Source organism: Micromonospora sp. NPDC049203, from assembly GCF_043197215.1.
In the GTDB taxonomy this organism is placed as follows: Bacteria; Actinomycetota; Actinomycetes; order Mycobacteriales; family Micromonosporaceae; genus Micromonospora.
Genome location: NZ_JBICSV010000001.1, coordinates 726,503 through 739,380 on the forward strand (window position 1 = coordinate 726,503; position 12,878 = coordinate 739,380).

Below are 12,878 nucleotides of genomic sequence, written 5' to 3' on the forward strand. Positions count from 1 at the left end.
CATGCCCTGTTGATCGTGGCCGCCATGCGTCCAACACATACGGTCAGTAATCGAGACGAAACAGTCGATGATATGCACGGTGCGTATACCGGGCCGCTCCGCAACGGGTTGAATGACTAGGCTCGACTTCGGACACAGGTTCTCCGCGAACGGCGAGGTTGCCGGTGACACCTGCGAACTGCCCCCGCTGCGGCGGCCGCCTGGCACGCGACAACGGCACGGGACGCTGCGCGCCCTGTCAGGCCGCCGAACGTGACCGCCTCAGCACGCCGCCCGCCGTACCCGATTCGTTCTGGGACCATGAGCCGGTACGGACGGCGCTGGCCGGGCGGCACCTCGGGCGGGTGATCCGTGCGTACCGGCACCACCCGTACCACGGGCGGAGCCCTCTGCCGCAGAGCGTCGTCGCCGGGTGGCTGGGAATCACACAGGCGCAGTTGAGCCGGATCGAGAACGGGCCTGCCCAGGTGCATCTCGACCGGCTGACGCATTGGGCGACAGTGCTCCGCATCCCGCCGAAATCGCTCTGGTTCGCAGTCGGTCCGGGCTCCCCGACGAGCGCCCGGGCAGACGCAGCACCGGACCTGGGACGGCGAACACTCTTGGCCGGCATCGCGGCGGTGTCGGCGGGAGCCGGACTGGTCGGCGTCGGTGAGGAACCCCGGCCCCGCCGCATCGGCAGTGCGGACGTGTCTCGGCTGAACGCGGTGCTGGAGCTCTATCGGTCAGTCGACTACGAATGCGGCGGTGGCCTGCTCTATCGGGAGGTAGCCCGGTTCGCGGAGTCGGTGTACCGCATGCTCGACTGGTCGCATTCGGCCGGATTGACACCGCGCCTGGTCGCGGCGGTAGCGGCGGCTCGTCAACTGGCGGGCTGGACCGCGCTCGACGCAGGCCGGCACGCCGACGCCCAACGGCATTTCGCTGCCGGCGAGCGGGCGGCAACAACCGCTGACGATGCTCAGCTAGCGGCCCTGATTCGATACTCGCAGGCCAAGCAGCTACAACACCTTCGGCACAACCAGGACGCCCTAGCCGCTCTGCGTCTGGCCCACTCGGAGCTGGGATCGCGGGCAACCCCGGGGGTGAGGGCGCTGCTCTGGGGCGCGGAGGCTGCCTCGACAGCCGCGCTCGGCGACCACAGCAACGCGCTCACCCTTCTCGGTCGGGCCAGTGATCAGTTCGAGCGTGTGGATCCCGAGCGTGAGCCGGCGTGGATGGCCTTCTACGACCGCGGTGAACTGCTCGCCCAGTACGGTCGCGTGTACCGCGACATGGCCCGGCAGTCCAGAACGCAGGCGACGCAGGCCGTACGGAGCGTCGAGGAAGCGATCGTCGCCTTCGGACCGGCGAACGTCCGCAGCATGGTCCTGAACGAGGTCGGCTTGTGCAGCGCGTTCTTCCTCGCCGATGAGCCCGAGCGGGCGGTCACTGTCGGCATGCGCGTGGTGGAACAGTCACGTGCCTTGAGTTCCAGTCGAGTGGTCGACCGAGTAGTCAATCTGCGTCGCGACCTCGGACGGCACCGTCACCTTCCGGTCGTCGCCGAATTCGAACGGACGCTCATCGCACGAGCTGCGGCCGCGATATGAGTGGCCGGTTCTCGGAAGAGGCGATGACCCGAGCCATGCGGGAGATCGCCGGCAAGCTTGAGGTGCCGGCCGAGAATGCCCAGCTCCTGCGGCTGACAAACAACGCCGTGTTCGCGCTGCCGGACTCCGGGCTTGTCATCCGGATCGCACGAACGCACCGACTCAGAGACCGAGTGCGGAAGGTCGTTCAACTGGCGCGATGGTTCGCCGAGTTGGACGCGCCGACGATCCGGCTGGTGCCGGGCGTGACACAGCCGGTCGAAGTCGGCGACTTGGTGGCCTCGGTGTGGACCTATGTGCCAGCCACCGCACCTGTTCCAACTGTGGATGACCTCGGCTCGGCACTGCGGCGATTTCATACGCTTGGACCTCCGCCTTTCCCGTTGCCAGCCTGGGACCCGATCGGGGACGCACGTCGACGCCTGGCGGATGCCGACGGGCTGAGCACCGAGGACCACGACTATCTGGTGGAGTGGTGCGACCGCTTGGAGCCACCTGTCGCCGACCTGCGGCAGCGTGCACCACACTCGCTCATCCACGGGGATGCCCACGTCGGCAACCTGCTACGGGATGCATCAGGTCGCATCCTGCTCTGCGACTTCGACGCCACCTGCCTCGGGCCGTGGCAGGTGGACCTGGCCGCGGTCGCTGTGGGCGAGGCCCGCTTCGGCAAGACCGGGGCGCATCGTGCGCTCGCCGAAGCGTACGGATATGACGTGACGTCCGACCGCGACTGGCCACTACTGCGGGAAGCCCGCGAGCTCAAGATGATCGCCGCTGCCACGCCGCTTCTCACAAGCTCATCGAGGGTTGCGGCCGAATTCTCCAACCGCTTGACGTCAATTGCAAAGGGCGTGAACGGTCTACGTTGGAGACCATTCGCTGATCTCGTCTGAGCCCTCGATGAGCGACCGCTGGCCGATGAGATCCTGTGCTCGTGCGGGAGCATCTACGACTACGCCACCAGACCGCAGCAGAGGCCGAGGGATTGGTGGGCCAGCTTGTGGACGTGTACCTCGACGCGCACGCCGCCGACGGTCCGCGCTACACGGCTGAGCGGTACGAACGGCAGCTCGCGGCACACATGCCCCGGCAGGGTTGGGAGCTGGTGTCGGCCCGCGTCGAAGACGAGTTGGTCGGCTACGTCTACGGCTTCCCGCTCGCAGCCGATACGTCCTGGTGGAGCGGCATCCACGAGCCGGTGCCGGAGGGCTTCACTGACGAGAACGGGCACCGGACTTTCGCAGTCTGCGAACTGCTGGTGCGGCGATCGTGGCAGCGCCGGGGTATCGCGCGGGCGCTCCACGACCGGCTGCTGAGCACTCGGCGAGAAGAGAGGGCCACACTGCTCGTACGCCCCGACAACACTGCCGCCCAGCAGGCGTATGACTCCTGGGACGCCGAGCGTCTGGTGCACGGTCGCTGGCGCAACCTGGTGGTGATGGCGACCGGCACCGGAAAGACGGTGGTGGCGGCGCTCGACTACCGCCGGCTGCGGCGGGCCGGTCATGTCGACTCATTGCTCTTCGTCGCGCACCAGGAGCAGATCCTGCGGCAGAGCCGGTCGGTGTTCCGCCAGGTCATGGGCAACGGCACGTTCGGTGAGACGCTGGTCAAAGGCGACCGGCCGCAGGGATGGAAGCACGTCTTCGCGTCGATCCAGTCGCTGTACCGGCAGGAGATCGCCCCCGAGGCGTACGACATGGTGATCGTCGACGAGTTCCACCACGCCGAGGCACCGACGTACACGGCGTTGCTGGAGCGGCTTCGACCGCGCGTACTCCTGGGTCTGACCGCTACCCCCGAGCGCAGCGACGGCGCCGACGTGCGCCGGTGGTTCGACGGTCGCGCGTCGGTGGAGTTGCACCTGTGGGAAGCCCTCGAACGACAATTGCTGGCACCGTTCCAATACTTCGGGCTGCACGACGACGTGGACCTGGCGCGGGTGCGGTGGAAGCGCGGACAGGGGTACGACAAGGGGGACCTCGACGGCGTCTACACCGGCAACCATGCGCGGGCGCGGCTCATCCTGCACGCGGTCCGGCGCATCGCTGATGTCGGACGGATGCGCGCGCTCGGCTTCTGCGTGAGCATCGGGCACGCGGAGTTCATGGCCGACTGGTTCACCCGGCACGGTGTGCCGGCGGCGTCCGTGACATCAAGAGTCAACCGGCCAGAGCAGCACGCGCTGATCGACCGCTTCCGCAAGCGCGAGCTGAAGGCGCTCTTCACAGTCGACCTGTTCAACGAGGGCGTCGACCTGCCGATGGTCGACACCATTCTCATGCTGCGCCCCACCGAGAGCGCCACCATCTTCCTCCAGCAGCTCGGCCGGGGCCTGCGGCTCGACGACGACAAGCCGTGCCTGACGGTGCTCGACTTCATCGGCGGGCAGCACGCGAACTTCCGGTTCGACCTGCGCTGGCGGGCGCTCGCCGGGGTCAGCCGCCGGACGGTCGAGACCGCCGTCCGGGAGGACTTCCCCTCGCTGCCCAGCGGCTGCCACATCGAGCTGGACCGGGTGGCGAAGGAGATCGTGCTCGCCAATCTCAAGTCGGCGCTGCCGACGTCGAAGAACGCGCTGGTGGCGGAACTCCGGCAGCTCGGTGACGTGAGCCTGTCCGACTTCCTGCGCGAGACCGGCCTGGAGATCGAGGACGTCTACCGGTCGGCGAGCGTCGGTGGCTGGGCCGGACTGCGGCGCCTCGCCGGACTCGACCCGGCCGAAGGCGGCCCCGACGACAGCGACCTGGGCCGGTCGATCGGCCGGATGCTCCACACCGACGATGTCGATCGACTGGACTTGATCGCCCGGGTCGCCGCCGGCCAGCGCCCCGCCGCGGGGCGACTGTTCGACATGCTGCATTTCAGCCTGTGGGGGCCATCGGTGCCGCTGACCGAACGCGACGCCCGGCTCCGGCGGCTGTGGGCGGAGCCGGAGCGCTGCGCCGAGCTGCGGCAGGTCGCCGACGTGCTGCGCGACCGCATCCACCGGGTCACCGAGCGGCCAGCAGCCGGCCGGGTCCCTCTGCGGGTGCACGCCCGCTACAGCCGTAACGAGGCGTGCGCGGCATTCGGCATGACGAACCCGGGCTCGCTGCGCGAGGGCGTGAAGTGGCTGCCGGACGAGCGCGCGGATCTGTTCTTCGTCACGCTCGTGAAGTCGGAGGAGCACTACTCCCCCACCACCATGTACGCCGACCGCGCCATCACCGACCGGCTCTTCCAGTGGGAGTCGCAGAGCACCACTTCGTCGGGCTCGGCCACTGGTCAGCGGTACGTCAACCACGTCGCGCAGGGCTCGACGGTGCACCTGTTCGTCCGCGAGACAAAGATCGCCGACCGTGACCTGGGCGCACCGCCGTACCTGTACGCCGGCCCGATGACGTACCAGGAGCACACCGGTGACCGGCCGATGCGCATCCTCTGGGAATTGCGGCATCCGCTCCCCGCCGACATGTACGCCGCCGCCCGGGCGATCGCCGCCTGATATCCGATAGGCGCGGAAAGAGCACCGCGCCGGGGCGGACGTGCCGGTCACACCGGGGCGGCGTCGGCCGTCTCGGGTGCCGCGTGCCGGCCGCCACCGTTGCGCCGTTCGTCACCATGCCCCGGCCACCACGCCTTGTGACCGATCAGCCCGGTCAGCGCCGGTACGAAGAACATCGACATGACGAACGCGGACAGCACGATCCCGATCGCCACCGCGAAGCCCATCTGCTGGAGGAACGAGATCGGCGCGAGCATCAGCACCCCGAACGTGCCGGCCAGGATCAGCCCGGCCGCGGCGACCGTCGGGCCGGCGTGTTCCACCCCGATCGCGGCGGCGCGGTGCGGTTCGTGGCCCTCGCGTGCCTCCTCGCGTAGCCGGGCGATCATCAGGATGTTGTAGTCGGTGCCGATCGCCACCACGAACAGGTAGAGGATGATCGGCAACTGGAACGTGACGCCGGGATTGCCCTGGAGCCCCTGGAACACGTACACGGTCGCGCCGAGCGTGGCAGCGAAGTTGAGCAGCACCGCGATCACCAGGTAGACCGGCGCGACGAGGCTGCGCAGCAGCAACGCGAGGATGAGCGCGATCAGGGCGGCGGCGACCGGAAGGATGACCGACAGGTCCCTGTTGTTCGCCGAGTTGATGTCCGCGAAGATCGCGGTGGTGCCGCCGACCAGTGCCTTTGTGCCGGGCGGAGCCGCCTCGTGCACCGCGTCCCGCAGGTCGTCGCGCACCAGCGTGATCGCCTCGTTGGACATCGGGTTCTCGTCCAGCAGCAGGTTGATCCGCGCGACGCTCGGGTCGGTGGCGCTGCGCTCCGGTGGCTGTGCCCGCCCGACGCCCGGTGCCCGCGCCGACGCGGCGGCGAAGTCGTTCACCTGCTGCTCGGTGAGCGGGGTGCCGTTGCCGGTGGTCAGGTAGACCTCGGTGGGCGCGAGCGCCCCGGCGGCGAACCCGCGCTGGAGGTCCGTGGCGGCTCGCGCCGACTCGGTGTCCTGCGGGAAGCCGGCACCGAAGTCGTAGTCGGCCTTGTAGCCGAGCACCCCGGCGGCGAGCGCGACGAGCAGCGCGCCGGAGGCCGCGGCGACGACCGCCGGGCGGCGGCCGACGGCGGCGCCGAGCCGCCGGGACAGGGTCGCCTTCGGTACGCGCTGCCACGCCTTCGACGGCCAGAACACCCACCGGCCGAGCAGCGACACGAGCGCCGGGATCAGCGTTAGCGAGGTGACGAGCATGACGCCGACGGCGATGGCGAGCGCCGGGCCGAGCGAGCCGAAGAAGCCGAGCGAGGCGAGCAGCAGCACCAGGAACGCCACGATCACCGCACCGGCGGCGGACGTGATGACCTCGCCGACCCGCTGCACCGTGACGACCATCGCGGTGCGCTTGTCGTCACCGGCGCGTAGCCGCTCCCGGTAGCGGAACAGCAGGAACAGGATGTAGTCGGTGCCGATGCCGAACAGCACGATCAGCAGGATGGTCTGCAGGTCCTGGCTGACGTTGAGGTCGAACGCCTTGCCGGCGGCGGCGACCAGCCCGGTGGTGACGGACATGACGACGCTGATCACCACCACGGGCAACAGCGCGGCGATCGGGCTGCGGAAGATGATCAGGATCAGCCCGATGATCAAGACGATGGTGGCGATGCCGACGACGGCGAAGGCGTCGTTGAACGTGTCCTCGTTGTCCACGAAGCTCGCCACGTCGCCGGCCACCCCGGCGGTCAGGCCGCTGCCGGCCAGGTCCGGCCCGAGGGCGGTGCGCAGGTCGCGTACGGCGTCGAGCAGGCCCGGGTCGTCGGGGCTGTCGGCGTCGAGACCGACGGTGACCACCTGCACCGACCTGTCCGGCGCGACCGCCTGCGGGCCGGTCAGGTAGCCGGAGGTCTGCGGGATGTTCCGGGCCTTGAGCGCGGTGGCGAGTTGCCCCACGCGCGCCTCGTCGGCCGGGGTCAGCGGCTTGCCGTCGCCGCGCTTGACGACGACCGTGGCGGTGGCGGTGGCCGCCTGCGGGAACGACTTCGCCCCCAGCTCGGTGGCCTGCACCGACTCGTAGGAGCGCGGCAGGAAGCTCTCCTGGTCGGCGGAGGTGATGTCGCTCAGTGACGGGCTCGCGGCGATGATCGCGATCGCGGCGACGACCCAGCCACCGATCACCCACCATGCCTTGCCCACGACGAATCTGCCCAGGCGCTCGAACATCGTTTCCCCCGTGTGTTCGGCTGTGTCACGCCCGATACTACGCTGCGTGAGCGATCCCTTTCGGACGGCTCGCGGACTTTCGTCGATGATCCGGGTGGCGCAGGATCGGCTGATGAGCATGCGGATGCCCGGTCCCGGAGTGCTGAGTGCGTGGTTGGCGGCGACCATGCCGGCTCCGCTGGTCTTCTTCGAGTGGACCCACAGGTGGGAGGAGGACCAGCCGGTCTCCACCGCGCTGTGGTGGCCCGTGCTCGCGTCACCGGTACTCGCCGCCGTGCTGGCGGGCCCGGCAGCCCTCGCGCCCCGGCCCGGCCGTCGGCGTGTCCACGCTGGCCGCCATCGCGCTGCTCGCCGTGTCGCTGGCGTTCTTCCGGTGGGTGGTCCCGCTGACCGGCGAGGCCCGCTGGGGGCGGGCGCTGCTCGGCGGCGCGGCGCTCGCGGTGGCCGGGTCGCTGATCGGGTACGCCGCTCGCGGCCGTCTCCGCGTCCGGGAGCGTCCGGCGGCGCGGCGCGGCTACGTGATCGGCGGGCTCGCCGTCGTGTTCGGCGCGCTGCTGGCGCAGACGGCGCGCGTCCCTCACGCCGGCGGAAGTGTCGTAGGCGGCTCGTAGCCTGGCGCGGTCATCGACGACCCCGGGAGGCGACGTGCTCGACCACCTGTCCATAGCGGTGCGCGACCTGGCGGCCAGCGGCGCCTTCTACGACGCCGTGCTCGCCCCGCTGGGCGCTCGCCGGCTGATGGAGCCCGGCCCGATCGGCTACGGCGTCGACGCGCCCGACTTCTGGGTCGAGCCCGCGCCGTCAGGTGCCACGCCGGTGCCTGTGCACATCGCGTTCACCGCCGGCGACCGTGCCACGGTGCGCGCGTTCCACGACGCGGCTGTGGCGGCCGGCGCGGAGGTGCTGCACGCGCCGAAGGAGTGGCCGGAATACCACGCCACCTACTACGGCGCGTTCGTCCGCGACCCGGACGGCAACAACGTCGAGGCGGTCTGCCACCGCCCGGAGTGAGTCGCTTGCGTCCGGGAGTCAGGATGGGCCGGTGGAGATCGAACCGGTCGAGCACGCTCCGGTACGCGCCATCCGCCGGGCCTGGCTGGCCCAGCGCTGGCACGACCTCGCCTTCCTGCACTGGGCGGCCCCGCCGGAACGGGTGGCACCGCTGCTGCCCGCCGGCACCCGGCCTGACACGTTCGACGGGCTCACCTACGTCGGGCTGATCGGGTTCCAGATGGTCGGGGTGGGTCTCGGCCGCGGCCCGGGTGTGCCCTACTTCGGCACGTTCTGGGAGACCAACGTACGGCTCTACTCGGTCGACAGCTCGGGGCGGCGGGCTGTCGTGTTCCGCTCGCTGGACGCGTCCCGGCTGGTGCCGGTGCTGGTGGCCCAGCTGAGCCTGCGTCTGCCGTACAAGTGGTCGGCGATGCGGCTGGACCGCTCCGGCGACACGCTCACCTACCGCTGCCGTCGCCGCTGGCCCGGTCCGGCCGGTGCGACGAACCGGATGACGGTACGCGTCGGCGCACCGATCCCCGAGCCGACGCCGCTGGAGCACTTCCTCACCGCCCGCTGGGGCCTGCACACCCGCGCGTACGGCCGCACCCTCCACCTGCCGAACTGGCATCCACAGTGGCCGCTGCACCGCGCCGAACTGCTGCACCTGGACGACGAGCTGGTCACGTCCGGCGGCCTGCCCGCACCCGACGGACCCCCGATGAGCGTGCTCTACTCCCCCGGCGTACCAGTCGTCTTCGGCGGCCCCACCTCGGCCGGATGACCCGCCGGCACGGGAGGCGGACCGACCGGCCGGGGAGCGGGCTCAGCGCAGCGGGTCGTGGGTGCCGTGCGGGACGTCGTGGCGGCACCGGCGGACCCGGTCGGCAGCCATCCGGCCGCCCACCGCCAGCCCGTACCGCTCCACGGCGGCGAGCCCGTACGCGCTGCACGTCGGCGTGTAGCGACAGGTGCCCGGCCAGCGGTGCGACAGCCAGCGCCGGTAACCGAGGATGGCGGCCCGGCCGGCGCGGTCCACGGCGGGCCGCCGGACGACGCCCGCCGTCACCGAGCCGAGGGTGAGCAGGGTCGAGAAGATGCCCAGGTCGCAGCAGGTCAGCGCCTCACAGTCGAACGCGTCGCAGTCACAGCCGCGGTTCTTCTTCTTGTGGTGTCGCCTCCGGAAGATCACCACGTCATGATGCGACACCCTCGCCACTGTCGATGAGGCGACCGGACCGGGTCCGGTGTGATCGGGTCGGCGGGCGGCCGGCAACCTAGCGTCGACGGCGTCACCAGGAGGGAAGAACGGGTGCTGGATCGGCTCAACGCGGCGCTGGAACACCTCGAACAGCGGCTCGACCAGCCGCTCGACGTGGCCGCGCTGGCCCGGATCGCGGGCGTGTCGGAGCACCACTTCGGCCGGCTGTTCTCGGCGCTGGCCGGGCTGCCGCTGTCGGAGTACGTGCGTCGCCGCCGGATGACGCTGGCGGGCGCCGACGTGCTCGCCGGCCGGGAGTCGCTGCTCGACGTGGCGGTCCGCTGGGGGTACGGCTCGAACGAGGCGTTCGCCCGCGCGTTCCGGGCCGTACACGGCGTCGGACCGACGCGGGCCCGGCAGGCCGGCGCGGTGCTGCGGTCCCAGCTCCGGTTGTCCTTCCGGCTCGTCGTCGAAGGGAACACCAGCATGGACTACCGGATCGTGACCAAGGACGCCTTCCGGCTCGCCGGTCTGACGGCCCGGGTGCCGCTCGTGCACGAGGGGATGAACCCGCACATCGTGGCGTTCGTCAGGGGCATCGACCCGGCCACCGTACGCCGCATCGAGGCGCTGTCCGACCAGGAGCCGCACGGGATCGTCAACGTCAGCGCCGAGTTGGCCGGCTCCCGCGCCGAGGGCACCGAGCTGGACTACTGGTACGCGGCGGTGACCGGCGCGGATGTGCCGGACGGCCTGCGCAGCCTGCCGGTCGAGGCCGGTGACTGGGCGGTGTTCTCCAGTTCCGGTGCGTTCCCGGTGGCGGTGCAGCACCTGTGGCGGGCCGTGTTCACCCAGTGGTTCCCGGCCAACCCGTACGAGGTCCGCCCGGGGCCGGAGATCTCGCGGGTCCGGGTCGCCGGGGACGGCGGTATCGCCGACGCGGAGTTGTGGATCCCGGTGCGCCGGGTCTAGGGCGTGGCCGCCGCTCGCGCCAGCGCGGCCGGCACGTCGTGCACGTGGTAGGGGTGTTCACTCGGCTCGATCGCGGCGAGGAACATCGCGTACACGGCGGCCTGCCGCAGCGGCGCGACCGGCCGGAGCAGGTCGACGGCCCGGTGCGGGTCGCTGCCGGGCACGTCGGCCCGCCACCGCCGCGCCCACGCGTCGACCAGCCGGGCGGCGGCGTCCGCGTCGATGTCCTCGGTGAGGCGCAGGATGTCGAAGGCGGGGTGGCCGACGAACGAGTCCGCCCAGTCGATCACGGTCCGGCCGCCGTCGTCGCCGCGGACGTTGCCGGGGTGCAGGTCGCCGTGCACGAGCGTGTCCGGCAGCCCGCAGTCGCCGATCTGCCGCAGCCGCCGGTCGAGCCCGTCGAGCAGGTCGGCGGCGGCCGACACGTCGTGCCCGGCCAGCCGTTCCCGGATCCAGTCGGCCAGTGCCGCCCCGCGCAGGTCCGGCACCCCCGCCGCGACGAGTTCGCCGGCGCTGCCGCACGCCCGCAGCTGCACCAGGTGATGCCCGGCCGCGATGGCGGCCCGCTCCCCTTCCCCAGCCCCGTACCGGTCCTCCCCCGGCACGTCCGCCAGCAGCATCCGCCCCTCCCCGTCGGCGGCCAGCATCACCGGCCCATTGATCAAGGAGTTCAGGTCATCAGGGAGATCGACACCGACACCAACTCCTTGATCACCGAGGAAGGCCAGGACTGTGGCTTCGTGGTGGGCGAACGGGGGGAGCTGCTTCAGCCACGCCGGGCCCTGGTCGGTGTCCAGGCGCCAGATGGCGGAGAGGTTCCAGGTGCGCTGCTGCGCCACCGCCGTCACCCGGCGGCCGAGCCGGCGCAGCTCGCCGGCCGCCCAGGCGACGCTGCGGGCCGGGCCGCCGGCGTGCGCCCACGGCTGGCGCAGCGGATGCGGCGCGAGGTCCACGGCGGCCGGTTCCAGGGGTACGGCAGGGGCGTCAACTGTCTGCGCCAGGTAGCGGACGTGGCCGCCGGGCGGCGCGGGACGGTCGGCGTCGAGCAGCCGCAGCACGGCGACCTCCAGACCGTGGCGGTGCCGGACCGTGTCGACGATCGAGTGGACCTCCTGCCACCACGGCTCCCGTACGTCGAACGGAGGCAGCGCGCCGAGCGGGCGGCCGGCGGCGTCGAGCAGGACCAGCGTGACAGTTCGGGACACGGCCGGACGGTATCCGGGCACCCCTGCGGGAGGCGAGCGGATTCACCGCCAGACGGTACGGCGGAGCCCTTCGTGGCCGGCGCACACGTCGCGTTGCCCGCCGGTGCGGCTGACCGAGCCGTCGCGGCACTGCACCAGCCAGCCGCGATCCGACCAGAACCCGGGTACGCACTCGAACCAGTCGCACACCCCGGCCGCCGGACGCCGGATCCGCTGCCCGCCGCAGAAGTCGTACCCGAAGGGGTTCTGCGGGGCCCCGCAGCGGCGCTGGACCGGCGGTTGCGGCGTGCCGCGCGGCGGCGCGGGGCGGGCGCGCGACGGCTCGGGACTGGGAGTGGGCCGGACCCGGACGGCGGGCGCGACGTGCGGCGGCGGTGTGGTGCCGGTGGCCGCCGGGGTCGCGGCGGCGGCCCGCTCCGAGCCGGCCCGGGTGGGCGGGTTGGACTCGACGAGCATCGCCGGCACGATCAAGGCGAGCGCCCCGCAGACCGCCACCGTGCGCCGGCCGCCCGGCACCAGCGCGGTGATCCGGGCCTGGGCGGGAGTGAGCACGGCGGGACGTTCGGGTCGCGCGGCGGTGTGTTCCGCGATCAGCTCGTCCAGTTCGGCCACGACGGCGGCGCGCTGCTCGATCGCGTCGGCGAACGCCAGCGTGAGCGTGAACCGGAAGTCGGCCGCCGCGCCGGTGGGCAGCAGCAACCCGGAGGTACGCCGCCGGTCCAGCACCTGGATCAGGGTGACCGGTGCGCCGGGGTCGTGGGACAGGCCGGTCATCCGGCCGTACGCCCAGTCCCGCCGGCCGCGTCCGCCGAGCAGCACCAGCCGCCGGTTGGTGAGCACGGCGAGCCCGGCGTCGACCACCTTGACGCCCTCGGGGCGGCGGGGGCGCAGCACCGGCGGGTCGGGGTCGACTGTCAGCTCGGGGGCGGGCAGCACGGCGGTGTGCCGTACCTCGACCAGTTGCGCGGCCGGCAGCGTCCAGAAGACCACCTCGCCGGGGGCCAGCTCCATCGGCAGGCCGACGCCCGCCTGGGCCGAGCCGTGGAAGGACACCGCGAGGGTACGCAGGCGGCGCAGCTCGTCGTCGCGGCGTCGCCACGCCTCGTCGGCCGCGCGGAAGGCCCGCTGCCGCCGCTCGTTCTGCCGGTGCGCCCACCGGTACCGCCATGTGGAACCCGTCGAATCAGTCTTCGCCACGCCGACTCCTCCGCCGCGCGA

General features: G+C 71.6%; 10 protein-coding genes and 1 pseudogene. 7 read left to right on the plus strand and 4 right to left on the minus strand.

The annotated features are described in order from the left end of the window. Nucleotides 1–164 precede the first annotated feature (164 nt). The 3 genes and pseudogenes from ACGFIA_RS03420 to ACGFIA_RS03430 form a co-directional block, all read left to right on the plus strand. Nucleotides 165–1,592 carry a helix-turn-helix transcriptional regulator gene (locus tag ACGFIA_RS03420; protein ID WP_357466833.1) on the plus strand — a complete coding sequence of 476 codons (1,428 nt, stop codon included), beginning with the start codon at nucleotides 165–167 and terminating at the stop codon, nucleotides 1,590–1,592. Further along, nucleotides 1,589–2,488, plus strand: coding sequence for an aminoglycoside phosphotransferase family protein (locus ACGFIA_RS03425; RefSeq protein ID WP_357386084.1), 900 nt, complete (start codon nucleotides 1,589–1,591; stop codon nucleotides 2,486–2,488). Before ACGFIA_RS03420 ends, ACGFIA_RS03425 begins: the two co-directional genes overlap by 4 nt. 173 nt (nucleotides 2,489–2,661) lie before the next feature. Beyond that, nucleotides 2,662–5,082, plus strand: a pseudogene (locus ACGFIA_RS03430) (GNAT family N-acetyltransferase); the annotation flags it as partial. 47 nt (nucleotides 5,083–5,129) lie between these two features. On the opposite strand, the gene ACGFIA_RS03435 reads toward ACGFIA_RS03430, so the two are convergent. Continuing rightward, entirely contained in the window at nucleotides 5,130–7,289 is a 2,160-nt protein-coding gene (locus ACGFIA_RS03435) for an MMPL family transporter (protein ID WP_393258295.1), read from the minus strand. A gap of 320 nt (nucleotides 7,290–7,609) precedes the next feature. Between ACGFIA_RS03435 and ACGFIA_RS03440 the strand changes: the two genes are divergently transcribed. Genes ACGFIA_RS03440 through ACGFIA_RS03450 form a run of 3 tightly spaced genes read left to right on the plus strand, consistent with a single transcriptional unit; the run spans nucleotide 7,610 to nucleotide 9,066 of the window. Then, on the plus strand, nucleotides 7,610–7,900 hold the full coding sequence (locus ACGFIA_RS03440) for a hypothetical protein (RefSeq protein ID WP_357386092.1): 291 nt from the start codon (nucleotides 7,610–7,612) through the stop codon (nucleotides 7,898–7,900). 34 nt (nucleotides 7,901–7,934) lie between these two features. After that, a complete protein-coding gene (locus ACGFIA_RS03445; RefSeq protein WP_357386094.1) occupies nucleotides 7,935–8,300 on the plus strand; it encodes a VOC family protein in 366 nt (121 codons plus the stop codon). A 31-nt stretch (nucleotides 8,301–8,331) separates the two neighbouring features. Continuing rightward, on the plus strand, nucleotides 8,332–9,066 hold the full coding sequence (locus ACGFIA_RS03450) for a YqjF family protein (protein WP_393258299.1): 735 nt from the start codon (nucleotides 8,332–8,334) through the stop codon (nucleotides 9,064–9,066). Between the two features lie 42 nt (nucleotides 9,067–9,108). Here ACGFIA_RS03450 and yidD read toward each other — a convergent pair whose 3' ends face one another. Beyond that, nucleotides 9,109–9,492 (minus strand): membrane protein insertion efficiency factor YidD, encoded by a 384-nt coding sequence (yidD, locus tag ACGFIA_RS03455; RefSeq protein ID WP_357386098.1) that lies wholly within the window; start codon nucleotides 9,490–9,492, stop codon nucleotides 9,109–9,111. Between the two features lie 102 nt (nucleotides 9,493–9,594). Between yidD and ACGFIA_RS03460 the strand changes: the two genes are divergently transcribed. Then, the gene (locus ACGFIA_RS03460; protein WP_357386100.1) at nucleotides 9,595–10,455 is read left to right on the plus strand and encodes an AraC family transcriptional regulator; all 861 of its coding nucleotides are present in this window, start codon (nucleotides 9,595–9,597) and stop codon (nucleotides 10,453–10,455) included. On the opposite strand, the gene ACGFIA_RS03465 is transcribed toward ACGFIA_RS03460, so the two are convergent. After that, nucleotides 10,452–11,660, minus strand: coding sequence for a phosphotransferase family protein (locus tag ACGFIA_RS03465; RefSeq protein WP_393258303.1), 1,209 nt, complete (start codon nucleotides 11,658–11,660; stop codon nucleotides 10,452–10,454). The two genes, ACGFIA_RS03460 and ACGFIA_RS03465, sit on opposite strands and share 4 nt — an antisense overlap. Before the next feature lie 42 nt (nucleotides 11,661–11,702). Continuing rightward, nucleotides 11,703–12,857 carry a hypothetical protein gene (locus tag ACGFIA_RS03470; RefSeq protein WP_357386104.1) on the minus strand — a complete coding sequence of 385 codons (1,155 nt, stop codon included), beginning with the start codon at nucleotides 12,855–12,857 and terminating at the stop codon, nucleotides 11,703–11,705. Nucleotides 12,858–12,878: the final 21 nt, after the last annotated feature.

Coding starts and splice junctions, on each gene's coding strand:
- ACGFIA_RS03435 (WP_393258295.1), bottom strand. CDS start 7,289: ATGTTCGAGCGCCTGGGCAGATTCGTCGTGGGCAAGGCATGGTGGGTG.
- ACGFIA_RS03425 (WP_357386084.1), top strand. CDS start 1,589: ATGAGTGGCCGGTTCTCGGAAGAGGCGATGACCCGAGCCATGCGGGAG.